Source organism: Vibrio thalassae (genome assembly GCF_900089835.1).
In the GTDB taxonomy this organism is placed as follows: Bacteria; Pseudomonadota; Gammaproteobacteria; order Enterobacterales; family Vibrionaceae; genus Vibrio; species Vibrio thalassae.
The window spans coordinates 1-25,341 of the sequence record NZ_OANU01000049.1; the positions used below are offsets into that span (position 1 = coordinate 1).

Annotated in this window: 23 protein-coding genes and 4 pseudogenes; 12 read left to right on the forward strand and 15 right to left on the reverse strand. The window is 43.3% G+C overall.

Features of this window, described 5'->3' with window-relative positions; genetic code table 11:
- The coding region (locus VTH8203_RS14170; protein ID WP_158296147.1) for an integrase core domain-containing protein at window positions 1-202 on the forward strand (202 nt) is incomplete at its 5' end.
- A 198-nt stretch (window positions 203-400) separates the two neighbouring features.
- On the opposite strand, the gene VTH8203_RS14175 is transcribed toward VTH8203_RS14170, so the two are convergent.
- Window positions 401-880, reverse strand: a complete 480-nt coding sequence (locus tag VTH8203_RS14175; protein WP_096994265.1) for a YehS family protein — start codon at window positions 878-880, stop codon at window positions 401-403.
- A 601-nt stretch (window positions 881-1,481) separates the two neighbouring features.
- Between VTH8203_RS14175 and VTH8203_RS14185 the strand changes: the two genes are divergently transcribed.
- Entirely contained in the window at window positions 1,482-1,820 is a 339-nt protein-coding gene (locus VTH8203_RS14185) for a HopJ type III effector protein (protein WP_096994267.1), read from the forward strand.
- A gap of 137 nt (window positions 1,821-1,957) precedes the next feature.
- Here VTH8203_RS14185 and VTH8203_RS14190 read toward each other — a convergent pair whose 3' ends face one another.
- Both VTH8203_RS14190 and VTH8203_RS14195 read right to left on the reverse strand, forming a co-directional pair.
- Window positions 1,958-2,878, reverse strand: a complete 921-nt coding sequence (locus VTH8203_RS14190; protein ID WP_096994268.1) for an ornithine cyclodeaminase family protein — start codon at window positions 2,876-2,878, stop codon at window positions 1,958-1,960.
- Complete coding sequence (locus VTH8203_RS14195) at window positions 2,879-4,042, reverse strand: alanine racemase (protein ID WP_096994269.1); 1,164 nt, start codon at window positions 4,040-4,042, stop codon at window positions 2,879-2,881.
- Window positions 4,043-4,149: 107 nt separating this feature from the next.
- On the opposite strand from VTH8203_RS14195, the gene VTH8203_RS14200 reads away from it, so the two are divergent.
- Both VTH8203_RS14200 and bla read left to right on the forward strand, forming a co-directional pair.
- Window positions 4,150-5,067: a LysR family transcriptional regulator gene (locus VTH8203_RS14200; protein ID WP_096994270.1), complete on the forward strand. Its 918-nt coding sequence runs from the start codon at window positions 4,150-4,152 to the stop codon at window positions 5,065-5,067.
- 131 nt (window positions 5,068-5,198) lie between these two features.
- The gene (gene bla / locus VTH8203_RS14205) at window positions 5,199-6,050 is read left to right on the forward strand and encodes a class A beta-lactamase (protein WP_096994285.1); all 852 of its coding nucleotides are present in this window, start codon (window positions 5,199-5,201) and stop codon (window positions 6,048-6,050) included.
- Between the two features lie 84 nt (window positions 6,051-6,134).
- Here bla and VTH8203_RS14210 read toward each other — a convergent pair whose 3' ends face one another.
- On the reverse strand, window positions 6,135-6,818 hold the full coding sequence (locus VTH8203_RS14210) for an ABC transporter ATP-binding protein (protein ID WP_096994271.1): 684 nt from the start codon (window positions 6,816-6,818) through the stop codon (window positions 6,135-6,137).
- A 480-nt stretch (window positions 6,819-7,298) separates the two neighbouring features.
- Window positions 7,299-8,549 carry a DEAD/DEAH box helicase gene (locus tag VTH8203_RS14215; RefSeq protein WP_096994272.1) on the reverse strand — a complete coding sequence of 417 codons (1,251 nt, stop codon included), beginning with the start codon at window positions 8,547-8,549 and terminating at the stop codon, window positions 7,299-7,301.
- Between the two features lie 371 nt (window positions 8,550-8,920).
- Here VTH8203_RS14215 and VTH8203_RS25715 point away from each other — a divergent pair.
- Window positions 8,921-10,007: pseudogene (locus VTH8203_RS25715) on the forward strand (solute carrier family 23 protein).
- Window positions 10,008-10,193: 186 nt separating this feature from the next.
- On the opposite strand, the gene VTH8203_RS14225 reads toward VTH8203_RS25715, so the two are convergent.
- Complete coding sequence (locus VTH8203_RS14225) at window positions 10,194-11,192, reverse strand: metal-dependent hydrolase (protein WP_096994273.1); 999 nt, start codon at window positions 11,190-11,192, stop codon at window positions 10,194-10,196.
- Between the two features lie 268 nt (window positions 11,193-11,460).
- Between VTH8203_RS14225 and VTH8203_RS14230 the strand changes: the two genes are divergently transcribed.
- Together VTH8203_RS14230 and VTH8203_RS14235 are read left to right on the forward strand one after the other, a co-directional pair.
- The gene (locus VTH8203_RS14230; RefSeq protein WP_096994274.1) at window positions 11,461-12,795 is read left to right on the forward strand and encodes an MFS transporter; all 1,335 of its coding nucleotides are present in this window, start codon (window positions 11,461-11,463) and stop codon (window positions 12,793-12,795) included.
- 190 nt (window positions 12,796-12,985) lie between these two features.
- A pseudogene (locus tag VTH8203_RS14235) lies at window positions 12,986-13,147 on the forward strand (GntR family transcriptional regulator); the annotation flags it as partial.
- A 37-nt stretch (window positions 13,148-13,184) separates the two neighbouring features.
- Here VTH8203_RS14235 and VTH8203_RS14240 read toward each other — a convergent pair.
- The 7 genes and pseudogenes from VTH8203_RS14240 to VTH8203_RS14270 form a co-directional block, all read right to left on the reverse strand.
- Window positions 13,185-13,544, reverse strand: coding sequence for a LysR substrate-binding domain-containing protein (locus VTH8203_RS14240; RefSeq protein ID WP_503169854.1), 360 nt, complete (start codon window positions 13,542-13,544; stop codon window positions 13,185-13,187).
- A 296-nt stretch (window positions 13,545-13,840) separates the two neighbouring features.
- Entirely contained in the window at window positions 13,841-14,116 is a 276-nt protein-coding gene (locus VTH8203_RS14245) for a nitrogenase-stabilizing/protective protein NifW (RefSeq protein WP_096994275.1), read from the reverse strand.
- Window positions 14,117-14,252: 136 nt separating this feature from the next.
- Window positions 14,253-14,540 (reverse strand): annotated as a pseudogene (locus tag VTH8203_RS14250) (oxidoreductase); the annotation flags it as partial.
- Window positions 14,541-14,610: 70 nt separating this feature from the next.
- Window positions 14,611-16,782: a catalase/peroxidase HPI gene (katG, locus tag VTH8203_RS14255; RefSeq protein ID WP_096994276.1), complete on the reverse strand. Its 2,172-nt coding sequence runs from the start codon at window positions 16,780-16,782 to the stop codon at window positions 14,611-14,613.
- Between the two features lie 197 nt (window positions 16,783-16,979).
- Window positions 16,980-17,210 (reverse strand): hypothetical protein, encoded by a 231-nt coding sequence (locus tag VTH8203_RS14260; protein WP_096994277.1) that lies wholly within the window; start codon window positions 17,208-17,210, stop codon window positions 16,980-16,982.
- Between the two features lie 253 nt (window positions 17,211-17,463).
- Window positions 17,464-18,636 (reverse strand): MerR family transcriptional regulator, encoded by a 1,173-nt coding sequence (locus tag VTH8203_RS14265; RefSeq protein ID WP_096994278.1) that lies wholly within the window; start codon window positions 18,634-18,636, stop codon window positions 17,464-17,466.
- Between the two features lie 239 nt (window positions 18,637-18,875).
- Window positions 18,876-19,592, reverse strand: coding sequence for a GntR family transcriptional regulator (locus VTH8203_RS14270; RefSeq protein WP_096994279.1), 717 nt, complete (start codon window positions 19,590-19,592; stop codon window positions 18,876-18,878).
- 254 nt (window positions 19,593-19,846) lie between these two features.
- Between VTH8203_RS14270 and VTH8203_RS14275 the strand changes: the two genes are divergently transcribed.
- Window positions 19,847-21,268 carry a glycoside hydrolase family 1 protein gene (locus VTH8203_RS14275; protein ID WP_096994280.1) on the forward strand — a complete coding sequence of 474 codons (1,422 nt, stop codon included), beginning with the start codon at window positions 19,847-19,849 and terminating at the stop codon, window positions 21,266-21,268.
- 73 nt (window positions 21,269-21,341) lie between these two features.
- Here VTH8203_RS14275 and VTH8203_RS14280 read toward each other — a convergent pair whose 3' ends face one another.
- Both VTH8203_RS14280 and narQ read right to left on the reverse strand, forming a co-directional pair.
- Window positions 21,342-21,956 (reverse strand): response regulator, encoded by a 615-nt coding sequence (locus VTH8203_RS14280; RefSeq protein ID WP_370739237.1) that lies wholly within the window; start codon window positions 21,954-21,956, stop codon window positions 21,342-21,344.
- 4 nt (window positions 21,957-21,960) lie between these two features.
- The gene (gene narQ, locus VTH8203_RS14285; protein ID WP_096994282.1) at window positions 21,961-23,685 is read right to left on the reverse strand and encodes a nitrate/nitrite two-component system sensor histidine kinase NarQ; all 1,725 of its coding nucleotides are present in this window, start codon (window positions 23,683-23,685) and stop codon (window positions 21,961-21,963) included.
- Window positions 23,686-23,926: 241 nt separating this feature from the next.
- Here narQ and napF point away from each other — a divergent pair, with 241 nt between their 5' ends.
- From napF to VTH8203_RS25515, 4 genes and pseudogenes are all read left to right on the forward strand, one after another.
- Window positions 23,927-24,406 (forward strand): ferredoxin-type protein NapF, encoded by a 480-nt coding sequence (gene napF, locus VTH8203_RS14290; protein WP_096994283.1) that lies wholly within the window; start codon window positions 23,927-23,929, stop codon window positions 24,404-24,406.
- A gap of 41 nt (window positions 24,407-24,447) precedes the next feature.
- A complete protein-coding gene (locus tag VTH8203_RS14295; RefSeq protein WP_096994284.1) occupies window positions 24,448-24,753 on the forward strand; it encodes a chaperone NapD in 306 nt (101 codons plus the stop codon).
- A pseudogene (locus VTH8203_RS14300) lies at window positions 24,750-25,133 on the forward strand (periplasmic nitrate reductase subunit alpha); the annotation flags it as partial. The gene VTH8203_RS14295 and the pseudogene VTH8203_RS14300, both read left to right, overlap by 4 nt.
- Before the next feature lie 71 nt (window positions 25,134-25,204).
- A partial coding sequence (locus VTH8203_RS25515) for a transposase (RefSeq protein ID WP_158296061.1) occupies window positions 25,205-25,341 on the forward strand: 137 nt, incomplete at its 3' end.

The window sequence follows — 25,341 nt, forward strand, 5'->3', positions numbered from 1 at the left end:
GCGGTTCTTCAGAAGCCTAAAGACAGAATGGATACCAGTGTCGGGTTATCGGAGCTTTAGCGAAGCAAGGGAGCATATAACTCGTTACATTACTGGTTATTACAGCCAACTCAGACCCCATCAGTATAACGGCGGGCTGACACCCAATGAGTCTGAACGACTGTATTGGAAAAACTCTAAAACTGTGGCCAATTTTAGTTGACCACTACAAAGTTAGTGAGAGGTAACAAGTCATTTCTAGCATTTAACGCTTAGTAAGTTGTCTGGAATAGCTTGACCAGAATAGAGGCTCCTAACTGGCTTAACGTTTTAGGCTTGGGTTTATTGGATAAAAGCGAGTAGCCAAATGAAATGGTTCTCGCTTTTGTAATCAATTACCGCGTTTGATTCCAGATAGAAATTACCCAGTAAACTCTTCAGAATCGGGACGATTGGTAAACTGCACACCATTTAAGAAGTCGCACAGCAGTTGGTCTTCACACTGTTTGTAGTTTTTGTTGTTTGGCTTGCGAAAATACGCACCAATTTCGTATTTGCTTAAACTAATACCAACCACTTCTAATACGTCCAACACATCTTCTGCTTTCATGTCTAGCGCAATGCGCAGCTTCATGAGGATCATGTTGTTGGTCAAAGCAACTTCTGGCTTAGGTTGCTCGCCGTCTTTTTTGCCTCGCTTGAGGTTAATAAAGCCATTTAAGAATACCGCTAACTCTTGGTCCTTCATCTTCACGCAAGATTTGTCGCTGTCATCTTTTAACCAGTTTGCCACTTTATCGTGAGCCACAGTGACTTCGGCCTGCCCGAAAGCTTTCATTATCTGTGCGTTTTTAAGGTTTAACGCGTGTTGGATACGACGTAAAATTTCGTTGTTAGTCACTAGGGATTCCTAAAATGAGTTCTAAGGGTGAATAAAAACCCCTCAATTACATGCGATCTGTGGGTATTTTTATTCAATAGCGTAGTTGACGAGGACTCTAACAGAGAACACGTTTCTTCGGTAGATAAAAAATGGAAATAAGACGGGTATTCGAACTGGTTGGCTAAATTGGTAAGACCCCACTTTCATAGACACTATGATGATTAGAAGAAGTCCGTCAAACCCCCTTACAACCTCGATTGGGCCGTCATCTTCGTGAAAACGAAGATCTACTGAAGCGTGTAGATTACTGAAAATGGCAGGGTAAATTAGGCTGTACGAGATTCCCTTTTTCAAGGAAATGATGGTCATTTGGGGAATGGTCTGAAACACGAAAAGGGGCAGCGATCACTAGACGTATTTATTCCATATTTATACGCGACCAATCATAACGCTAATCATACTGACGCTCAATCTAATGCCCGCACCGTCTAACGACTAAACCCAAATAGACACGATAAAGCGCTTGAATGAGCTGGTACTTTTCTATCTTGATATCACCTATTGTGTGAGTGGAATGCTATAGTAAGCGGCCCTAACCAAGTATCAAGGACAAAGTAAAATGGATAAATTTCTAACGCTACTGGCAACGCAACCTAATGAAGTCATGTTTGAGCAAACAATGCAGGTTATCGACGAACACTTTGACTTCAACCCAGTTAGCTTTGTTAACGGAGAAACTCAAAATCAAGCAGGTCAAAACAATGGGTCTTGTAAGATTTTTGCTTTTGCTCAGATACAGGGATTAGACGAGCCATCAACACTGGCGTGTTTCGGGCAGTTCTATCGTGATGACGTATTAAAGAATCCGAACGGCAGCGACCATGCTAATATTCGAAATTTTATTCAGCATGGATGGGCTGGTATTCGCTTCGATGGGGTCGCGTTAACAGCGAAGTAAGCTAGCGAAATGCCTTAGGTTGAAATGCGAACTATCAATCCTCTATCTGTGACTTTGCTAAACGAGCTGTTTTTCACGACTTTCGAGTTAGCAAAGCCACTTTACAAGTATCATCGCGTTTCATAAGGCGATTGAGATTATTCTGTCACTTCGCTCTGTGCTAAGTCTAGTAATCGAGAGGCGACAAAAAGGTCTTGGATGGCAATACCTGAACTATCGAAGATCGTGATTTCCTCAGCGGTTTTCCTTCCAGCCATCTGACCGTTGATGACGCGGCCAATCTCAGTGATGGATTGTTCTTCAGAGTGCTGAAACTCTCCTATCGCTAGTGATTGCAGTTCGTTATCGCAAAAAAGTGATGATCGGCTATACAGCTCCACTGGCAACTCATGCTTACCCACTTTGTCTGCGCCCATTGCGGAAATATGCGTACCACTTTTTACCCAATTCGCGTTGAACAAAGGTGCTTTAGCCGTGGTCACGGTGACGATAATGTCCGCCTGCTCACAAGCCAATTGTGCGCTGGCACTTTCAGCATTAACACCATGCTGCTTTAATTTTTGTACAAATGCATCGGTGTTATTTCTGCCAACCACCAATACTTTTTCGATATTGCGAACCCGACAAATCGCCAGCACTTCGTATTCCGCTTGATGTCCAGTACCAAATATCGTTAAGACGCTAGAATCTTTCCTTGCCAAATGATCAACCGCTACCGCATCAGCTGCCGCCGTTCGATACGCGTTGACTCGACTAGCTGCAATTGCTGCCTGTAGTTCACCTGTTTCTGGATTGAGCAAGAAAACCGTCGTGCCATGGCATGGCATATTCAGTTCCGTATTATTTGGCCAATAAGTGCCTGTTTTCCAACCTAAAACGGTCGAAGTGCAAGCAGACTTTAAAGAGAACATGGAATCTTTTTGCGCCCCTGCTGCATTGACAACCGGAAAGAGCGTCGCTTCGTCACTTACAGACGCAATAAAGGCCTCTCTAACGGCATCATAAGCAAGTTGATGCGATATAAGCTGAGATGTTTGTTTTTCATTTAAATAGATCATTTACCACCCCTGAACACGATTCCAAATGTCATAAGTTTCATTCTGAATATCAAATACATGATACTCCTTGTGCATCGATGCCATCGCGCAAGCATGATTAGGCAGTATCTGGACTCGGCACCCAATTGGAAATTCTGAGAAATCAACCGTTCCGCCGTTAACCGCTTCAATAAGACCATGTTCTTGGTTTGCGCCGGTCACCTGTAGATTCTCGATAGGTTCGCCATTGTCACCAACTACAAGGCCGTAGCCGCAGTCTTTAGGTTGCCCTGCAGTACCACGATCAGCAGATAGCGCCATCCATCCCGCGTCGATGAGTACCCAACCTTTTTCTTTATTGTGACCAATAACCGTCGCAACGACACTGGCGGCAATATCGCTATGTTGGCAAACACCGATTCCGGTCATAACGAGATCGAAGAAGGAATAAACACCCGCTCTCACCTCTGTAATCCCTGAGAGATCTTGGTAACTGTGTGCCGTCGGGGTTGAACCAATACTGACTATTTTGCAGCGAAGGTCGTGCTTTTTTAGCGTATTGGCCGCTAGGCGTGCCACTTTTACCTCGTTGTCAGCACTGTTTTGTAATGATAGAGAGTCAAAACACTCGTATGACTCACCAGCATGGCACAATATGCCCGCGAATTGAACAGGTCCTCGATACAATAGCTGTGCAATTTCAACAAGTGTTGGATCCTTAGGAAGAACGCCACCTCTGTGACCGTCGCAATCAACCTCAATTAACGCGCCGATGGTGCACTGGTTTTCGTGGCAAAACTCGTTTAATTCTGCGGCTTGCTTAACGCTATCCAGTAACACCATAAGATCAATACCTTGCGACACGAGCTTTTGCACCCTGTGTAGTTTTGGCGTCGAAATACCAACCGCGTAGACAATATTGTTGTACCCAATCGTGGCTAACGCTTCCGCCTCTTTCAAGGTCGATACCGTCACAGGTGACGACTTCTCCGGCAGTAAGTAATGCGCTGCTTCAAGTGCTCTTACGGTTTTAAAATGTGGTCTTAGCGTTGAGCCCAATGACTCTGTTTTTTCTCTTAGTCGAGCAAGGTTATTAATAAACTTGTTCTTATCGACACACATAAACGGTGTATCGATTTTTTCATACTGTTCCAACAAGGTTGTGGACGTGTTTATGCTACGCATTTCCGTATTCACCCAATAATACAAATACTCATGTTTGGAACAGTATTCACTAGTTTAATTTTGTTTTACATTAACAATAATTAACTTATTGATTAGGTTTAGACCAAATGATTACCACTGAGGATTTGAAGTTCATTGCCACTATCGCCGCTCACCGCACATTAGCTGAAGCCGCGAGAGCCCTCAATATCACCCCGCCCTCAGTCACGCTTAGATTGCAACATATCGAGAAAAAACTCGCCGCAAAATTGATTCAAAGGCCTTCCAGAACGGTCTCTCTAACCGAAGAGGGTCAACTTTTACTGGACAAAGGACTGTTAATTCTGCAAGACCTCGATGATTTACAAGAACAGATTGATGGTAGAAAGGAACTCGTCTGTGGAAAACTCAGGGTTTTAGCTCCATTAGGTTTTGGAAATGATTACATAGCACCGCTTTTGGGTGAGTATAAAACCATGCATCCACAATTGGATATTGAGCTGGAACTGTCCGATAACCCTAACTGGGCAAAACACCATAAATGGGACATCATTATTTACATCGGTGAACTCAATGATTCCTCCCTCAAAATGATCACTTTGGCTCCAAACCAACGTTTTCTCTGCGCTGCTCCAAAATACATTGAACGAAAAGGTATGCCTACCAACCCAAATGACTTGTCTCGCCATGATTGCATTGCTCTTCGAGAAAATAATGAAGACGTTACCCTGTGGCAGTTTGAAAGTGAAAAAGGCAATCCCGATATCATCCGCATTACACCGACACTCGCGAGTAACGAAGGACGAGTCATCAAAGACTGGGCAATGTTAGGATTGGGGATTATTATGCGCTCAGAGTGGGACGTCCAGCCTCAGCTTAATAGTGGGGATTTGCTCAGACTCCTGCCTTCCTACTCGCTCCCTAATGCCGATATTGTTGCATTGCTAAGTAGTCCTGATAAAGAACGTTCAGCTCGAATTTCGGGGTTCATTTCATTACTAAAGGCAAGAATTTCACCAATGCCATGGAAACAAGCGACAGTGTGAACGCTGATTTCTAGTTAGTGGTTTTGTACCGAGGTTTAGGCATGACGCTCATCCTCGCACGTTGATTCCTCTCTCTTCTCAGGTAATACTTCGCTTAGTAAATCACCATGCAATATCAAAACTGGAAGACCATGAATAAATCTCTTGTGCTGTTGAGCCTCATGCTCAGCGCTTTCTTTTCATCTGCCTCAACGCTCGATGAGTCTATAGCATCAATTGAGCAACGAATCTCAGGACGCATCGGTGTTTCCGTTTTGGATTCCAGTACTCAACAGCAATGGCACTATCGAGGCAATGAACGGTTTCCTATGATGAGCACGTTTAAAACTCTGGCATGTGCAAAGATGTTGCATGACGCTGACTCAGGAGATCTAGATAAGAACGCTTTGGCTCCCATAACGTCTGACAAACTTATTCCTTGGTCACCGGTTACAGAGAAAATGGTGGGCAGTTCCATTACCGTCAGCACAGCTTGTGAAGCGACCATGGAAACGAGCGACAACACCGCAGCCAATATCGTTCTGCATTCCATAGGGGGACCTCAAGGACTCACTGAGTTTCTGCGTTTGAACCAAGATGACGTGACTCGATTAGACCGCATTGAACCAGAGTTAAATCAGGTACTTTCAGGCGATCAACGGGATACAACAACACCAAATGCGATGAATACCACATTGCATCGCCTTCTATTTGAAGGTGCAATGAATCCAGGTTCGAAAAATCAGTTAATAGCTTGGATGCAAGGGAATACGGTTTCAGATTCATTGCTACGGTCAATTCTACCGCAAGGATGGTCTATCGCAGACCGCTCTGGTGCAGGCGCTAATGGTTCACGTGGTTTTACTGGTGCCATTTGGGCAGACAATCGCAAGCCATTGGTCATCAGCATTTATCTAACACAAACCGACCTATCGATGTCTGAACGTAACCAAATCATCAACGAAATTGGTGGGCTGATTTTCCAGACGTATGCAATCAAGTAACGAACTAAGCACAGCGTTAATTTAATAGAATGTATGCCGCCACTAATTATATTCCTCCACCAAGATAGTCGTCGGCATGTTAACTCATTGAAGGAACCTTACGCAGAAGCTCTCAGTCGGCGCTCTATCTGAAATCACCTTACCATCTTTAATAGTAATAATACGTTTAGTACGCTCTGCTAATGCATTGTCGTGAGTAACAATCATAAGTGTTCTGCCTTCCTCATGAAGTTGATTAAACAATGCTTCAATCTCAGCGCCTGACTTCGAGTCCAATGCTCCTGTGGGTTCATCAGCTAGGATAATTTGAGGGTCATTTACCAAGGCTCTAGCAATGGCCACTCGCTGCTTTTGACCACCTGATAGTTGGTTCGGTTTATGGTCAAGGCGGTCTCCTAAGCCTACCTGCTCTAGCAGTCTTGCCGCACGCTGGCGACGCTCTTTGGCTTTAATTCCGCCGTACACCAGTGGTAACGCTACATTGTCGAGTGCGGTAGCGTATTCAAGTAAATTGAAGCTTTGGAACACAAAGCCAATCTTCTGGTTTCGAATTGCAGCTAGAGCATTAGCAGTTAAACTTGCGACATTCTGGCCTGCTAATAAATAGTCTCCATCGCTAGGTTTATCTAAGCAGCCAAGCATGTTCATTAGGGTTGATTTTCCAGAGCCCGAAGGACCAAGAATCGACAGGAATTCACCTTGGTTAATGGTTAAGTCAACGCCATCTAATGCACGTACTTCCATTTCACCACTACATAGGTGTAGCATGCACACTATGCACTTCAAATCTTATCTTCCCTAAAATAAAACTAGGGCTACCTGAACCAGCCATAAATAGCTATAACAGCTAAGTTCTTGCAGCTAAGTTACGAACATAACCTTTCAGGCAGAGTCAGTAACCACTCAATTTTTATTGATATATGCTAATCGAAAAATCAATTTTATGACAGTAAAATAGAGGCAGAATCTGATATGCCCTTACTATTAGTGCTTATATCTTACTATGGGATTTTATTATTGGGTTTGAATAAAAAATACGACTAAACGTTTACGGTGTAAGAATATAATTCGAAGGGAGTATGATTATACTAGCATGAGTTTTTTGCTACATTTAGTTGGTCATAATTTATGAAATAGAGATCACTGAACCTAAATAAAGATACTGAGAAAAATGTGAATATCATCGTGGTCAAATAATAACCACCATGATATCCACGCAAACTTAATCAGAATATTAGATCACTTACGTTACTGATTACGTTTTTTCTTTTTCTTACCCGTACCAGCCGGTTTTGCTCGTGCTTTCATGGGTGCGAAATAAGCTTCACTCTGGTCATCATCCACTTCAAATCCCGCAACTTGCTCACGTTCAAGGCGGAACTTATTTTTCTTTTCTATCACTTTAAAATGATGGTAGTCGTCGTAATCGATAAGAGATAAACCAAGACCAACCTCTCCTGCGCGGCCACTGCGCCCGATACGGTGCATATAATCGGCGGGACTGCGCGGCAGGTCAAAGTTGATCACGACCGGTAGCTTTTCAATGTCAAGGCCACGAGCTGCGATGTCGGTTGCGATCAAAACTTGAATGTCGCCAGATTTAAACCCTTCTAGCACACGTGTACGAGCACCCTGCCCTTTATCACCATGGAAAACTTCTGCAGTGATACCACGTTTTGATAGCTTTTGTGCTAAATGGTTACAGCTGTTTTTGGCATTAACAAAGATTAACGCTTGTCGCCATTGATGCTGTTTGATTAAGTGCGCGAGTACCGCCGTCTTTTGACCTTTATTCACGCTAAACACACGTTGCACGAGAGTACTGGTCTCAGCACTTTGCAATTGCACTTCAACAGGGTCGCTAAGTAAATGCTGTGCCAGACTTGTCACTTTCTCAGGGAAAGTTGCTGAAAATAGTAACGTCTGTTTTTTCTCTGGTAACAAAGCAAGGATTTTGTTGAGCTCTTCTGTAAAACCCAAGCTCAACATACGGTCCGCTTCATCTAGTACTAGTGTTTGCACTTGGTCTAGCTTAATAGCATTACTTGATACCAGATCAAGTAATCGTCCAGGTGTTGCCACAACAATGTCGCTGCCACCACGAAGCGCTAGCATTTGAGGGTTTGCTGAGACACCACCGAATACAGCAACCGTTTTTATCTCATTTCGTAGATGATATGAGTACGATTTAACGTTATACGCCACCTGTGACGCTAGTTCGCGCGTAGGAACAAGAATTAGGTGAGAAACCGTGTTGCCACGACGACTGTTAGGTTTGTCCTGTTGACAGATTTTTTGCAGAATCGGCAGCGAAAACGCGGCGGTTTTACCAGAACCCGTATTCGCACCACCAACAAGATCACACCCTTCAAGTAGGTAAGGAATGGTGTGAGATTGGATTGGAGTCGGTTGGCTGTATTCCAACTCCTCTAGTCGCTCAACTAAGGTTGGAATCAGACCTAGGTCAGCGAATGTTGTTGGAGATGTTTTGTCAGTCATTACTCTCTGGGCTCTGGGCTAGATAAAGGCCGTGTATCTTAGTCTATTTACGACGTTGACGTTAGTAAAAATGAAATAAACCCGTCGTTTTAACCACCTGCCCAAAGCTTAGCTATCAAAATGATAACCTCGTTATCGCCACTAACTATCAACTTGACACCTTCTTACCCTTTCGAGGTTCACGGTTAATCACCACTAAACTCGGAGATCGGCATGCTCACAAATCCATCAATCAAAAATTAATTATTACCATCGCAAAACTCCAACGAGTCTCTATAAAGCTAAACGTAATAATTGGCTGTCAAAGCTCTTGGAACATAACTTGCTCTATTGCTGACGAATTTATTAAGTGGTGAATAGAAGGACGTAGTATGAAGTTAACATATGAAGTTGAGGATAAACCGCCATTTGGAACATCGTTACTATTAGCATTTCAACATATGCTGGCGGCTATGGGGGCAATCATTGCGGTGCCTCTGGTTGTGGGAAGTGCCATTGGACTTCCGACTAATGAAATGATTGTCTTAGTTAACGCAGCGTTACTGGTATCGGGAGTCGTTACTATCATCCAATGTAAAGGCGTTGGAGTAATAGGCATCAGACTTCCGGTTGTTATGGGCACAAGCTTTACGTTTGTTGCTATCTCTATCTCTATTGGCATTGAATCTGGTGTTGCTGCCATCTTTGGAGCGGCATTGGTTGGCTCCTTGGTCATGATCATTGGCTCCAAATTTATGCCTCAAATACGCAAGTTGTTCCCGCCCGTCGTGTCCGGAACTGTCGTTGTATTGATCGGTCTTACCATACTCCCTGTCGGTATCGACTGGATCGCGGGAGGCTTTGTAGGCCAAGAAGGATACGGACGGTTAGAAAATCTCCAGTGGTATCTTATGTGATGGCGTGGGCAGTGCTTTAGCGTCCATAGTCGGTACGACACCGTTTTCTTCATTCAGCCAAAACGTTGGTATTGTCTCAATTACTGGTGTTGCGAGTCGCCATGTGGTCGCCTTTACTGGTGTCATTATGGTTTGTGCAGGATTGATCCCTAAGATAGGTGGCTTAGTCGTTACTATTCCTAGCAGCGTCTTAGGCGGCGCTGGCATCGTTATGTTCTCAATGATCATCTCATCCGGTATCAACATTCTGTCTCGTCTGAACTTTACCAAGCGCGATATGTTGATTGTTGCCCTAGGTGTCGCCGCCGGAATGACAGTGACGATTCGTCCTGAAACCTTGACCTACTTCCCGGACTCCCTAAGAGTCATTCTAGGTTCGGGAATTACCACAGGTTCTCTCGTTGCACTTGGTTTGAACTTAATATTGAAGGTTGACGTGACCGATGAAATTGAAAGTGCAGAAGAAAAGAAAGTGCTGTTTGATGAATCGTTCAAGCAAACAAAAAATATGGCTGAGCTTGAGTCTGAGAAGGCTAAAACAGTGGGATTGGAACTGGATTAGAGCAAGACAATAAGCCACATAACTCACTTTTACCATGCTAGAGGAGCTATCTCGACACATGTAGTTATTTTTCGCCCTAGTGCGCGTTAAGTGTCATTAGGGCGTTTAAGTTTTTCAATTCTAAAGCTTGATGCTGTGAGCATTATAGTCAGATTGCTGCCTATGCTGAAATGACGACAAATCAATTCAGTCGAACAACATCCCAAAAAACTCCTCTCTAGACTCAGGACTGCTGTCTCTATGAGTATGATATTCAACATGAGATTTCATGTCTGCGGAAGGAGAAAGCTTGATGCTCCAAAGTGATTTAACTTGATTCGGAATTATGGAATATCGAACGTCGATGACTCGTGTCTTATCATCAGGATCTTGTGCAACATATCCATTAGAAAACCATCGGAAGCGTTCGATATCGATAGCTTGTTGTGAGTTCGGATCGAGCCAAGGAAAATCTCTATTCACATCAAGTTTAGGTACGGATTGCCCAGGGTATGTTTTGACTGTACTTCCTACTCTAACTGCATCGACGTAGTATCGATCGTTGGTTTCGTAGACGACTTTCCAGAGTAATATGTTAGCAAAGCTCGGCTTGGCCTCTAGTTTAATCTGGGTATGCTGTCTTTCGCTAGCCAGTTGCCAACCAGCTGCTACCGCTCGGTCTCTTTGAATCATGCCTATCGTTGGGTACATAACAGCCCACAAAAAAGCCAGTCGGGCTAACCATGTTTTACGCTTAAACGTAGCCAAAACGACCAATATCAAAATAGGCAACGTATAGATGGGATCAATGACCGAAACCGTACTCCATGCATAACGCTCATTAGTAAACGGCCACAACAATTGAGTTCCATAGCTAGTACATGAGTCTAATAATGCATGAGTGCTATAACCTAACGTGCAGTAAAGCCAGCTTTGTTGAAAGGAAAGCCCACGTTTTTTCGCAATCAAAGGATGCAGCACCCACGCACAAACTAAGCTACCAATAGGGATGAAAAACAATGAATGTGTGAATTGGCGATGAAACTCTAAGAACAACAGAGGATCATCATGCGAACGAATAAGCACATCTAAGTCAGGGGACATTCCCGCGAGCAGACCCAATATACCAGCAACGACTATATGTTGTTTTCTACTTAATGATTGAGACAAAGAAGCACCTAGCACTCCTTGGGATAATGGATCCATGATTAACTCATTGATTGCATTCAGCTCATGTATACAGCATAGATGCTGATTAGCTAGAAAATCGAGTGACTAGTGGTTTTATTTTATTGTCACTAACGAGGACACTGAGGAGAGCCCTTTTGATGCGAAAGCCACCATATATAACCTGATCTAAATCTTCAAAGCTAAGTCGCTTTACAACAAACCTATGATTTTTCGACTGAAACCTTACCATCTCGACCAAAAAGGGTTATACATAACCTTATATAAATCTAATGAATGAAAAGTCATGACGCTTAAGGAACTCCTCCAAGTTCGCAATGTTCGCTACTTCTTAATGTTCCGATGTAGCTATTTTGCTCGTTTTTATTACCCGGTTTTCACCCTGCTCTATTTGGATTACGGGTTAACGCTGTCGCAGTTTGCGATGCTTAATGTGATTTGGGCTGCCACCATCGTTATTGCGGAAGTGCCGTCAGGTGCCTTTGCCGATACCTTAGGTCGCAAAAAACTTGTGGTGTTATCTTCGATTATCATGTTCGTTGAAATCGCTATGATAGCCTTTGTCCCTACAGGTAATCCGAGTTTGGTATTTGCGGTATTTCTGGTTAACCGGATATTAAGTGGCTTAGCCATGGCCCTCGCTAGCGGTGCCGACGAAGCGTTGGCATACGACACCTTGAAGGAGCAAGGTAAGGAAGAGGCTTGGCCTCATGTATTGCAGATTCAAATTCGAGTGGCCTCTGCAGTGGGTATCTTCGTTACGCTAATCGGGGCTGCTATGTATGATGTCGATGTCATGGGGTCTGTGTACCAACTGCTTGGATGGACAGCGCCAGAGAGCACTCAGGACATTATGCGTCTTCCGGTTTACGCCACTTTGATCGTAGCCATGATTGCTATTTACGCGGCTATCAGCATGCAAGAAGACAAAAAGCCAATGCTAAAAGGTGGCGATAAATTAGCTACAACAGTCGCAAGTTTAAAATTAACGCTCAGTACTGGTAAGTGGGTAATGTCGACCCCTTATGTGTTGTTCATTTTGCTCTACTACAGTCTTTTCGAGCATACATCACGCATGTTTCTCACCATGAATAGTCAATACTATCGTGCTATCGACATTCCTATTATCTACATTGGATTCATTGGCGCTGGCGTAAGTATTTTTAAGATACTCTTTGCAGGACAAAGTCGTCGCTTTGCCGAAAGCCTAGCCCCTAAAAAGTTCATCGCAATCATAGGTGTATCGACTATCGCGACCTACTACTTTATTAGTTTAGGTTGGTCGATTTACGGCGTCATTCCGACACTAGTACTGATCTTTATCATCATGACGATGAACATCTTTATTAGTTACCACCTCAATAGGAAAACTGAATCACACAACCGCGCTACCGTTCTTAGCTTCAAAGGACTGATGTTTAACCTAGGGTATGGTTCAATTGGTGTGCTATACGCGTATTACTACAAACTGGTCTCTCAAGGCTACAGCCAAGAGCAGATTGAGCAAGGTGTCGATTTTATCGCTTCACTTTCCTCGTTCGTCTACTACTTCGCGTTTTTGTTTATCTTGATCAGTGTATGGTTTCATTTTAAGGATAGAAAAAAAGCGATTTTTGAATAACCTGAACTACTTTTTGTATAGACCACCAAACCAACAACTTCGATACGACACTGGCATTCTCTTATGAAAAGAATGCCAGTTTAACAGCTTGTGATTGTTCGCTTATCTGTTGGCCGTAAAGATGTTGCTAGCAAGACAGCATAACCGCTATTATTAACTTTATTATTTTAGTCTATCGAATTAGATAACGATGAAAAAACACGAAGAGCTGGTACAAGATTTAATAAGTAAGATCTGCAATAACGTTATCACTTATAAGCTGCCATCGGAGAGAGAGCTTGTAGATAAGTACCAATTATCGCGTTTTTCCGTCAGAAAAGCCCTGTCAAAATTGGAAGCCATTGGAGTAGTCATACTGTGAGCCTTTTGTTTGTTTCAAGCTGGGCGTGCTAAGTCTGCCTTAGAGACTTAAGCTCTGTATACATCGCTAAGGCTGCTGGGCCTGTTTGTACACCTTTGGGTAAGGTAAGGTGCAGTGGCACCTGATAGAGATCTGACAGTGTGACGTTAAGTACCACTAGTTGTCCATGATTTCGGCTTTCAATAACATGCCTAGGCAGCCGACAAAAACCCACGCCACTTTCCACCGCTTTGAAAGCATGGTCAAAGTTATCGACCGTAATTCTCTGCTGACCTTTTAACCATCCTACATCTTGTTTTCTCTTCCCAAGAGTACTGTCACCTAGGTCACGAATAACAATTTGGGTCACATTGGCCAGCTCTGTCAGCGTCACTTCACCATATTTCACTCTAAACTAGGCAGCATAACTTTATGTTATTAAATACCTTTTTCTTAGATAAATCACACTTAACCCACTATTAACGAACACTATTTGTTCAGCTCCAACGACAGAAATACTATTAGAAAAAACCGTTGGAGAGACCACAATGAACATCAACAGCAGCCTATTCATTTTATTTAGTGCCATCTATTCAACGACGTCGTTCGCTAACGTTTATTTGATTTAATTAAGACTTAAATTGATTATTACTAAACTTAATTATCTGATAAATAAAAATAAACTTATGATAAAACTCAATTCTATTATCGTCTAATACAGGAAGTACATCCACGACAAGCAGAGCGTGTGTGTGGGTCGAGTCGCCCTCTTTGAACTTTACAATAAGCATTACGAAGAACTCGTCGCGCGGCAAACCAGTCTTCTGGCTTTTGCATAATTAAGTAACCATTAAACCGTTTTAGTAATGGTAAGCGATACTCTTCAACAAATTTACTGTCAAACTCAACCTCAAAATACTCGAACACCTGCTCGATAGCGGTAAATTCAGCAAGTTTGCTTTGAATGTTAGTGAAACTCATCGTTATCAAGTCTGCAATAAATGAATCGGTATGAACAAGACAAAGATTGTACTAAAGCTGCGTTTGGTTGTCACAAAAGTAAAAAGCGCAAAGCACTTATCAGCGCCTTGGGCTTCAATACGACAGAAAACGACTGAGCGTGGTACTCTGGATAGTCTAATAGGCCCACTTCGTTACCGCCAAACAGAGTATTCGGATTGCGCTCTGCCAACGGGTAACCGTGTTTTTGTCGATTCGGTAAGTCTGGGTTGGCGATAAATGGACGACCAAAACCTACCATATCCGTGATGCCATTAGACAATGCTTTTTCCGCTTTCTCTTAGTTATAGCGTCCTGCATATATAATCGTACCTCGGTACGCTTCTCTTACTGCCGTTTTAAACTCTGCTGAAGTGTCCGGGGCATCATCCCAATCAACTTCGGCAAATGGTTGGAGAGAATAAAAATGAGAAAAGAAAGTGGCCTTGCCTATTGGCAAGGCCACCTCATATTGATTATTTCAAATCAAAACGGTCAGCATTCATGACCTTAGTCCACGCAGCAACAAAGTCGTTAACAAACTTCTCTTTGTTGTCATCCTGCGCATAGAATTCAGCGTACGCTCTTAAGATGGAGTTAGAACCGAAAACAAGGTCAGCACGCGTCGCAGTCCATTTCACTTCATCGCTAGAGCGAGCCACGATATCGTAGGAATTTCGACCTGTCGGCTTCCACTGATAGTTCATATCTGTCAGGTTAACGAAGAAATCGTTGCTCAAAACACCTACACGGTCAGTGAAGACACCATGAGCGCTGCCGTTGTGGTTGGCGCCGAGTACACGCATCCCACCGATTAGAACTGTCATCTCTGGGGCCGTTAGTCCCATAAGTTGAGCGCGATCCAACAACATTTCTTCTGGCGTTGCCGCATAGTGTTGTTTTTGCCAATTGCGGAAACCATCCGCCAGTGGTTCAAGAACTTCAAAAGATGCCACATCAGTCTGCTCTGCGGTTGCATCACCTCGACCCGGAGCAAACGGTACGTTCACATCGAATCCTGCAAGTTTTGCGGCTTGCTCAACGGCTACATTACCCGCTAACACAATCACATCAGCAACACTTGCGCCAATCTCGGTTGCAATGCCTTCAAGTACAGGCAGAACTTTATTCAGTTTTTCAGGCTCGTTTCCTAACCAGTCTCGCTGAGGCTCTAAGCGAATTCGAGAGCCATTTGCACCTCCCCGTTTGTCTGACTGGCGATACGTGCGCGCACTGTCCCAAGCGGTGGTAATCACTTCCGTCACGCTTAAGCCTGACGCTTGGATTTTTTCCTTTACCGCTTCAATATCGTAATCTATTGAACCCGCTGGAATTGGATCTTGCCAAATTAATGCTTCAGTGGGTACTTCTGGACCAATATACGTTGATGATGGCCCCATATCACGATGCAGTAACTTGAACCAAGCACGAGCGAACGCGTCAGATAAAAGCTCGGGGTTATGGTAAAAACGCTCCGAAATCTTACGATATTCAGGATCTACTTTTAGTGCCATATCGGCATCCGTCATCATAGGGTTGTATCGGATACTCGCATCTTCTACGTCTACTGGTTTGTTGGCTTCATCAATTGCAACCGGTTCCCATTGCCATGCGCCAGCAGGACTTTTCGTTAATTGCCACTCGTGTGATAACAACATCTCGAAGTAGCCATTATCCCACTTAGTTGGATGCGTAGTCCAAGCGCCTTCAATACCACTGGTGACTGTGTTGCGGCCGATACCACGCGACTTATGATTGTTCCAACCTAAACCTTGTTCAAAGATATCTGCCCCTTCTGGAGATTCACCTAGCTCTGCAGCATTACCGTTACCGTGTGCTTTACCCACTGTGTGACCACCAGCGGTCAAGGCCACGGTTTCTTCGTCATTCATTCCCATTCGAGCAAAAGTGACGCGCATATCCTGAGCAGTTTTGAGTGGGTCCGGTTGGCCGTCAACACCTTCAGGATTAACGTAAATAAGGCCCATCATAACCGCAGCTAATGGATTTTCTAGGTCTCTATCGCCCGAGTAACGACTGTTTTCACCTTTACTGTCTTGAAGCCATTCTTTTTCCGCCCCCCAATAAGTGTCTTTCTCAGGCGCCCAGATATCTTCGCGACCAAAAGCGAAACCGAAAGTTTTTAACCCCATTGATTCATAGGCTACATTGCCCGCAAATACGATAAGGTCAGCCCAACTAATTTTGTTGCCATACTTTTGTTTAATTGGCCAAAGAAGACGACGCGCTTTGTCTAAGTTCGCATTATCAGGCCAAGAGTTTAGAGGTGCAAATCTTTGGTTACCCGTGCTTGCGCCACCACGGCCATCACCTGTACGATAAGAGCCAGCAGAGTGCCAAGCCATTCGAATCATTAAACCACCGTAATGACCCCAGTCAGCTGGCCACCATTCTTGGCTATCAGTCATAAGTGCTGTGACGTCTTTCTTCAAAGCGTCGAAATCTAGTGTTTTCACCGCCTCACGATAGTCAAAAGACTCCCCCAGTGGGTTAGATTTCGTATCGTGCTGATGCAAGATATCCAAGTTCAATGCATTCGGCCACCAAGCAACGTTGGAGCCTTCAGATGATGTAACTGCACCGTGCATAACAGGGCATTTTCCAGTGTTGGTATTTTCTTGCTTCATAATTTTTCACCGTATCTTATTTTTAACTTTTACGAACACGACAAGCACACTAATTTTATTAGTCACAAAACTGTTTTTCACTCTAGTCCCTAAAAGAGAATTCACGTTAGAAATTAATATCTGAGAACCATATCGGTCAAACCACATATCAATAACCTAAGTTACTCTCTTTGATTATTGACTAGTTTAGGTAGCGATCATGTTGAAATAAAATAATCTTTCTTAGCATTCCAAGCGTTATATATTTCCGTATCACAAAGTGCAGTTTCTACTCCACTGTAAGCCGACAAGTTCATCGTCAGTTCTGGCTCATTTTCAATCAGTGACATCAACTCATCACTACTGTAATGATTGGGCGTAATCACATTGATTTCCTTCTTATCACCGCAGGTACTTGATAGGCGGATACTGTAGGTATGAACTCTCATGGAACACCTCCTTGGTAGTAGCTACAACCAAATATAGTGTGCTTTATCGGATTGTTCTAGCGGGGGTTTCCTATTTCTAAGATAGGAAAAATCTATCAAAAGAACGGGGATTGGATTAAAAGACAACAGATATTATTAATTGAAAACTTAGATTTAGGATAATAATCTTGAATAAATAGTTTCACTCAAGATTATTAATACCACCTTACTAAATAAAGTATTAGTTTACAAATAACATTGGCCTACTCAAATATTATTCACTCTTTTTTAAAATAAATAAATGATAACCAAATTCATGACCATACTGGGTGCAAATATTCACTTCATTATTAATATCTTTCCATGCCGATGTATGCGCCATCTCTGATGCCAACATGTCTACTCTTTTGGCTAGCGGACCATAATAATTCATCCATCCAGATTGGCTAAGCGCAAAGTTATCAATCACTTGATAACCCGCTTTCTGCATTTGTGCCAGTCGCGTCTTGACCTGTTGAATGTCTGGGTATTCTTGGCTCCAAAATTGTTCAGATACCTCACTAGGTGATTCCGTTTTCCAAACCATATCACTCACCATCAAGTACCCATTTTGTTCCAATAGCGGGCGCCAGTTTGTGAGTGCTTTCTCCATGCCCATGATATAAGCACTTCCCTCAGCCCAAATTAGGTCGAAACTCTCTTTTTCAAACGGCAGATTCGTCATGCTCGCTATTACGGTGTTGAGCCTATTTTGTCTTCCTTGCTCCGCAAACCGCTCAGACAAACTCTCAAGTGCTGAAGGCTCCGTGTCTATCGCTGTGATTTGTGCGTCGCTGTTGTCGGCCAATACCTGCGTAGCCAAACCTTTACCACAGCCTATTTCAAGGATATTGCGTGGCATAATCGGCACTAAAGACAACGCTTTGGCTGTGTCATACTCACTGCCTGGCCCCCAACGTTCAAGCGTCTGGAAAACGTTCATAAAGTCGGCCATATATTTGTCGTGTTCGTTCATGTCTTTTGATAACCATTTCAAATGCAAGGCGTCTTTTTCGCTAAACCCTTGCTTAATTAACCAATCTAGGTGGGCGTCTGGAGCAAGTTTGTCCAAATCACCGTGCCAAGCTTTGAGGTCACCTTCTCCAAGTAACGCAGCGAGCAACTGCAATGACTGCTGTTTTTGCTCAATCTCTTGTTGAAGAACTTGTAATCGGTTCTTGAGCAGCTCTCGATCTACTTTAGCTTCAAGGCAAGCCTTGCACTCTTTAAGCGTCAGACCTCCCGCCTGTAATCTCTGAATTAATCGGACACGCTGAACGTCTTTATCACTGTATACACGATAGCCATTTTCTAAGCGTTTACCTGATATAAGCTTTTGCTTTTCATAGTAAAGCAACGCCGTTCGTGACAGCCCTACCATTGCCGCTAGTTGTGAAATTCGATACAAAACCCAATGCCTCTACTCACTAGATGGTTAATGACTTTAAACTATAAAGTTATAGACAGGTCAATAGATAAAATGAAGGGAAAATAGAAAAGACACAGAAAGCATTGGTGGCATCTGATGAAGCTCTTGCCTAGCGCATACCATGGAATCAGCAAAGATAACTAATGGAGAACTCTCGCGACATACGCAGAGTTCATCCTGAGTTGCCAGGTCTAGTCACTCACGTATCGCTATTTGAATTACAGCTGTGTATCACTTTTTACGTAGGTCGTGGAGAATTCATAGCTATCACAAATGTGTTTTGCTACTGAGTATTCAAAAATTTGCCCATTATCCAAATAGGCGTTTTGTGCCACATTCACTAAATGCTCTCCAAGCACAACCCCAAGATATTCGGCCTCTACCGCGTTTGCGTTCGCAATCGTAATACGTAGGTTAGCACTGTGGATCGTGAGCTTCAGTTCGTCAGAAATATACCCATAGATAGTATCTTTGACTTGCTCAATAGCTAGGTTCGGCACGACTTTAGCTGACAAATAGATGTATTCAACAATTGATGGCACTCCATCTAACACCCTGACACGAGTAATATCGTAAACCGGGTCACCAAGCTTACACTTCAACTTGCCTGCGATGGCTTCATCCGCGTGTACTAAACGGAATTTCATTACTCGCGTTTGAACCAGTTTACCTTTGTCTTGCGCGCGTTTCTTGGTTCCGAGTAGATGAGAATCTGAAACCGCATCTGGCTTCTGCTTGACGAAGGAACCAGCTCCGCGTTTACGTACCACCAGCCCTTCTTTTACTAAGAAGTCCATGGCTTTCTTAATGGTTATTTCACTGCATTCAAACTCCGCAGCCAAAGATCTGCCATCTGGGAGTTTTTCCTCAGACGAGTACTCTCCAGAAAGAATTCGCGTCTTAATTTCGCTATAAATGCCTTGATATTTAACCATTTATAAAACCTGTGCTTTCCAACTTACTTCAAGCAAACCGCCTGATTTCACTCAAGCTATCAGAGTACTTCCTTCTCTGGCAAGACACAAGCTCCGACACAAAACCCTATTTAATTATATGAAAATCCAGATGAAAACATCGCATATGACGATCAAAATCACATTTAAAATCACTTATGATTGTAAAACCATATGGTTTTAATACTATCACTTTCAACAAATTGGTTTTTTGAGCATTTCAAATTGGAGTAATCATGGCATTTCAAGAGAATTTCTTATGGGGTAGCGCGTCTGCGGCTTATCAGATTGAAGGAGCAGCTAACTTAGATGGTAAAGGTGATTCCATTTGGGATGTTTACTCTCGCGTGCCTGGTAACACGTTTAAAAATACGACCGGCGAAGTCGCGATCGACTTCTATCACAAGTATGAAGAAGATATTGAGTTGATGCGTGAAATGGGGCTAAAAGCCTATCGTTTTTCTGTTGCTTGGACTCGAATCATGCCTGACGGACGAACTATCAATCCAAAAGGTATCGAGTTCTATCACAACGTCATTAACAAATTGATCGAGTGTGGCATCACTCCAATCCTAACGATCTACCATTGGGATCTTCCCCAAGCACTTCAAGACGAATATCAAGGCTGGGAAAGTCGTAAAATTCTGGCTGACTTTACTAAGTATTGTGAACTTCTGTTTACTGAGTACGGCCAAAAAGTGCCGTATTGGGTTTGTATGAACGAACAAAACATCTTTACGAGCCTTGGTTATGTGCAGAAAATCCATCCACCAAAGGTGTCCGATTATCAGCGTTTTATTAATGCTAACCATATTGCCAGTCTTGCCAATGCCAGTGCTGTAAAACGATTTAAGGAAATGGGCTTACCTGGACAGATCGGTGCCAGTTTCGCTTATAGCCCTACCTATTCGAAAACCGCGTCTCCGGAAGATGTCATCGCTGCTGAAAATGCCCAAGAAATTCAAGATTTGCTTTGGATGGATGTTTACGCAAAAGGCACCTATCCAAAGATTGGTCTAAGACTTCTTGAACGCCTTGGTATCCATATTGACTTCCAAGAAGGAGACAAAGAGCTACTGAAAGCCGGCATCTGTGACTTCATGGGACTCAACTACTATCAATCTGCTACTTTTGTCGCACCAGAGAATAAAGCCGAGACCGCACAAACGGGGAACGCCGCTCAAGTCTCTGTCGTCTCTGATGTAGCGGCTATCCCAACAGACCAATACTACGTACGTGCCGATAACGAACATTTAAAAATGACGGATTGGAACTGGGCTATTGACCCTGAAGGACTGCGAGTGGCACTTCGTCGCATTACCTCACGCTATAACCTTCCTATCCTTATCAGCGAGAACGGTCTAGGAGCTTATGACACGTTAACGGAAGATGGCAAAGTCCATGATGACTACCGCATTGAATTTCTCAAAGCGCACGTAGAAGCGATTGGCGATGCCATTGACGACGGCTGTGAAGTTATTGGCTACTGCACTTGGTCATATCAAGACCTGTTCAGTTGGTTAAACGGCTACGCAAAGCGTTATGGATTCGTCTATGTTGACCGTAATGAAGAAAGCGAAAAAGAGTTGAAACGCTACAAGAAAGAGAGCTTCTATTGGTATCAAAAAGTGATTGAATCTAACGGTGAAGCCCTTTAACTAAGCCGCAAGGTCTATCGTTATTCCCTTGAAAAAGGGAATAACGATACGTGTACTAATAGGATTAATAGGGCTACTTTAGTTCACCAAAGCGCTCTAAGTAAAGAATGGTGGCTGCAGTTCTTGAAGGGACTTGCAGCTTTCTCAGTAAACTCTTCATATGCACTTTAACCGTTGATTCAGAAATAAACAGTCGATCGGCAATTTGCTTGTTTCTAAAGCCTTTCGCCACTTCTTGCAGAATCTGCATTTCACGCTCTGTCAGTGTGTCAAAAACGTCACTGGTATTGGCTCTTTCTTCTAAGTAGTTCTCGATGGCAGAGCTGAACGCTTTGTTACCTGATGTTAGCCCGCGAAGCAGCTCAATAATTTCATCTGGCTCGGTATCTTTGAGCAGATAGCCATCCGCGCCCGCTTTCACTAAAGCATCAATATCAGCAGGGATATCTGAAACCGTAAGAATGACTATGTGTCCTTGAAAGTCATCTTCTCTTAGAGCTTTGAGCGTATCCAAACCCGACATACCTTTCATATTGAGATCGAGTAAGATCAAATCAGGATCGTGCTCTTTTGCTAATGCAATAGCATCAGAGCCATTGCTAGCTTCTGCTACAATCCCAAAATCGTCTTCAAAGCTGAGTAACTGTCCGATACCACGCCTCATTAAAGGGTGGTCATCGACTAACATGACTTTACGTTCGCTCACTTAGTGGCTCCTTACTTCTTTGAAACGTTAATACCACTTCACAACCATCGTTTTGCGCGGAATCGATTGTCAGATCCGCATTCAGTCGAGCTGCACGCTCTTTCATAATGCTCATACCATAATGGTCTAGTTTATGTATATTTTGCTCGAACCCTACACCATCGTCTTTAATTTTAACAGTAACAAGCGCATTTTCATCTTCGAAACAGGTGACCTTTATCACCGAAGCCTCGGCATGCTTTATCGCATTTAAGACCGCTTCACGGATCAGCTGTAAAATATGCACTTGTTCATTTGCCCCTAGCTCCAGCGACGACATTCGGTTATCTAGCTCTATCTGTGCCTCAGTCTGCTCATCAAGTTGATGCAGCATCTCAGTAATCGCTTCACCGAACGTCCCCTCTTTGATTGACAAACGGAACGTCGTCAATAATTCACGCAACTGTACATAAGCATTGTCTAGCCCCTCGCGAATATCGTTTAGTACCAATTGCGAACGACTTGACGAAGCGTCGGTTAATTCCTTGTCGATAGAACGATTTAATAGTGTAACTTGTATCTTTAGGTAAGACAGTGATTGAGCGAGTGAATCATGAAGCTCGCGAGCAATTGTGGCTCGCTCCTCCATTAGGATGATTTGTTCAGTCTGGCGCTGAGCTTTATTGTAGTAAATCGCTCTAGATAGAATTTGCACAAAGTTATCAATGAGTTTTTCATCAGGGCAAGGCAGACCAACTTGGTATCTTAACTGTCCCAGTTCTTCCCCATCAAGATGCAGCGGTTTGATACGTTCAGCTTTGCCGTTGAAATGTCCTTCACGTGCAACCCAAGGATTGCCTTCTACTTCTGAGACTTTTATTTCTACAGCCCCTATACCTTCAACACTGGCAATATAAGTCAGTATTGCTCGAAAGTTTTCATGCGAAATACGTGTTGCTGTCAGTTCTTGCGACGATTGATAGAGTACTTGCAGCGATTGATGCGCATGCTGAAGTTTGTGCGTTTTTTCATTTACGGCCTGCTCTAACCCACGATATAACTTACCAAGATCTCTAGCCATGTTTCTAAAGGCATTACCAAGGATACCCAATTCGTTGTCAGAGCGAATATCCACTTCTACATCAAATGAACGATTTTGCACCTGTTCACTGGCTGAGATAAGTTGACCTAAAGGTCTAACAATCTGTTTTCTAACAAATAGCACGACGTACACCGCAACTAACAATATGCCACCTAGACCAACGCCCCCCGCCCACGCAAGACGAATCAGTTTATTTTCAGAGTGCTCTTGCAGCTCTAAAACAAACAGATCGATACGATCAACAAAGTCTGCCACTTGCATCAGATACTGTTCTCTATCATCACTTGAAAGTACTGCCTTTAACTCATGCCAGCGAATAATGAGGTTGTAGTAGTCTTGCGTGATCTCCCTCGGTACGTCCCATGATTGCAGGGCTTTCATTGAAGGAGAATAGAGTGAACGTTCAAACTGCTCGACATGAAGATAATACAATGGCGAGTCCGATTGCATGTCGTAAGCCAACCGATAGCTTTGCATCCGCATCGAGCCTGAGACGTTCACTGCTTCAGCATCATTCAAACTCGAAGCCAATGTCAAAATAGCGAAGTTGGTGGTCGCCAACGACAGCAACAAGATAAGTATCATCGCTTTAGCTATGGTTCCGGTGACGGATTTATTCGGCTTTTTCATGATGTAAGCATCTCACTTCACTGATTCTAATCTATTCATATATCCCGTTAAGCCGGGCTCACACTATCGCTATCTATTGTCGATAATTTATTGATCCAAAACAAGGATGCCCCCCATTTAACCCCTAAGAGGTATTTATAGAAATATGTCCAAACTTACAATTTATATGAATGTAAATAAAAGATTGTTAACAGCTTATTGGATTAGACTTTTTCTGTGACAGTTTTTGTTGGTGAGATGAATGGTTGATATTTCCAAACGACGCTTTTTCACGAGAAAGCAAATCGATACTAAGCAAGCTAGGCTACCTTGGGTTAAGGATTTAACAACATTCACCGACCGATGTACGCGATGCAATAAATGCGTTTCCGTTTGTGAAACTCAAATTATTAAGAGCGGCGACGGAGGGTATCCTGCTGTCGACTTCTCCATCGATGAATGCACGTTTTGTTACAAGTGTGCAGAAATCTGTCCTGAGCCGATATTTGATGATAGAGACAGCACCCCCTGGAATGCAAAAGCGGAGATCAATGCTCAATGCTTGGCGCATAAAAATATTGAATGCCGCAGTTGCGGTGATAGCTGTGAAACCATGGCAATCACTTTCAAACTGAGAGTCGGTAGTGTTGCTTTGCCCCAATTAGAGTTAGAGCATTGTAGTGGATGTGGAGCCTGTGTTTCAGTTTGTCCGAGTTCATCTATCTCCGTGAGTAATGTCTAGCACGAAGCAAAATTAAAATATTACAAAGAGAAAAAAGAACTATGTCGATAAATGAAGTGCACATTTCTAGTTTGGTTGTGCATTGCAAGGCAGAGCATCTTGCCGAAATCAAAGTGCAGATCGAGCAGTTCGATAACGCAGAGATATACGGAGACAGTGAAGACGGCAAAATTATTGTCGTTCTAGAAACCGAGAATCAGGGTTTCGTCACTGAAACGATAGACGCTATCAACAACTTACCGAATGTCCTTAACGCCGCCTTGGTTTATCACCAAATCGAGCACGGGTTGGATGATGACGAACTTAACACTGGAAGTAACCATTCCCAATTAGAGGGTGAAGTATGAAAATGACAAGACGTGCGTTTGTAAAAGCAAACGCAGCGGCATCAGCAGCGGCAGTGGCAGGTATTACCCTTCCTGCGTCAGCAACCAATCTAATCGCTAGCTCCGACCAAACAAAGATTACCTGGGATAAAGCGCCATGTCGTTTTTGTGGTACAGGCTGTTCGGTGCTGGTAGGAACGCAAAACGGTAAGGTGGTTGCTACTCAAGGTGATCCAGAAGCACCTGTCAACAAAGGTCTTAACTGCATTAAAGGTTACTTCCTGTCTAAAATCATGTACGGCAACGACCGTCTAACGCAGCCTCTGCTTCGCATGAAAGATGGCAAGTTTGATAAAGATGGTGATTTCACTCCAGTTTCTTGGGATCAAGCGTTCGACATCCCCCTGTGTCAGGATAGTTGTCGCCCTTAATCCTCAATAAAAGTAAAACAGGGAGCGGTAAGTTTAATTAAGTGAAGCGTTATTCAGAAGAGCATAAGAAAGCAACTATTCGCAGGTTTGTTGAAAGTGGTTTATCCTTGCGGGAGTTTGCAGATAATGAAGGTATGCATATCTCTACTCTGCACGATTGGAAGAATAAGTATTTAGA

Bases quoted from the DNA above. Each gene is read 5' to 3' on its own strand.
- VTH8203_RS14185 (WP_096994267.1), top strand. From the start codon at position 1,482: ATGGATAAATTTCTAACGCTACTGGCAACGCAACCTAATGAAGTCATG.
- VTH8203_RS14190 (WP_096994268.1), bottom strand. From the start codon at position 2,878: ATGATCTATTTAAATGAAAAACAAACATCTCAGCTTATATCGCATCAA.
- VTH8203_RS14195 (WP_096994269.1), bottom strand. From the start codon at position 4,042: ATGCGTAGCATAAACACGTCCACAACCTTGTTGGAACAGTATGAAAAA.
- VTH8203_RS14200 (WP_096994270.1), top strand. From the start codon at position 4,150: ATGATTACCACTGAGGATTTGAAGTTCATTGCCACTATCGCCGCTCAC.
- bla (WP_096994285.1), top strand. From the start codon at position 5,199: ATGAATAAATCTCTTGTGCTGTTGAGCCTCATGCTCAGCGCTTTCTTT.
- VTH8203_RS14210 (WP_096994271.1), bottom strand. From the start codon at position 6,818: ATGCTACACCTATGTAGTGGTGAAATGGAAGTACGTGCATTAGATGGC.
- VTH8203_RS14215 (WP_096994272.1), bottom strand. From the start codon at position 8,549: ATGACTGACAAAACATCTCCAACAACATTCGCTGACCTAGGTCTGATT.
- VTH8203_RS14225 (WP_096994273.1), bottom strand. From the start codon at position 11,192: ATGGATCCATTATCCCAAGGAGTGCTAGGTGCTTCTTTGTCTCAATCA.
- VTH8203_RS14230 (WP_096994274.1), top strand. From the start codon at position 11,461: ATGACGCTTAAGGAACTCCTCCAAGTTCGCAATGTTCGCTACTTCTTA.
- VTH8203_RS14245 (WP_096994275.1), bottom strand. From the start codon at position 14,116: ATGAGTTTCACTAACATTCAAAGCAAACTTGCTGAATTTACCGCTATC.
- katG (WP_096994276.1), bottom strand. From the start codon at position 16,782: ATGAAGCAAGAAAATACCAACACTGGAAAATGCCCTGTTATGCACGGT.
- VTH8203_RS14260 (WP_096994277.1), bottom strand. From the start codon at position 17,210: ATGAGAGTTCATACCTACAGTATCCGCCTATCAAGTACCTGCGGTGAT.
- VTH8203_RS14270 (WP_096994279.1), bottom strand. From the start codon at position 19,592: ATGGTTAAATATCAAGGCATTTATAGCGAAATTAAGACGCGAATTCTT.
- VTH8203_RS14275 (WP_096994280.1), top strand. From the start codon at position 19,847: ATGGCATTTCAAGAGAATTTCTTATGGGGTAGCGCGTCTGCGGCTTAT.
- VTH8203_RS14280 (WP_370739237.1), bottom strand. From the start codon at position 21,956: ATGTTAGTCGATGACCACCCTTTAATGAGGCGTGGTATCGGACAGTTA.
- narQ (WP_096994282.1), bottom strand. From the start codon at position 23,685: ATGAAAAAGCCGAATAAATCCGTCACCGGAACCATAGCTAAAGCGATG.
- napF (WP_096994283.1), top strand. From the start codon at position 23,927: ATGGTTGATATTTCCAAACGACGCTTTTTCACGAGAAAGCAAATCGAT.
- VTH8203_RS14295 (WP_096994284.1), top strand. From the start codon at position 24,448: ATGTCGATAAATGAAGTGCACATTTCTAGTTTGGTTGTGCATTGCAAG.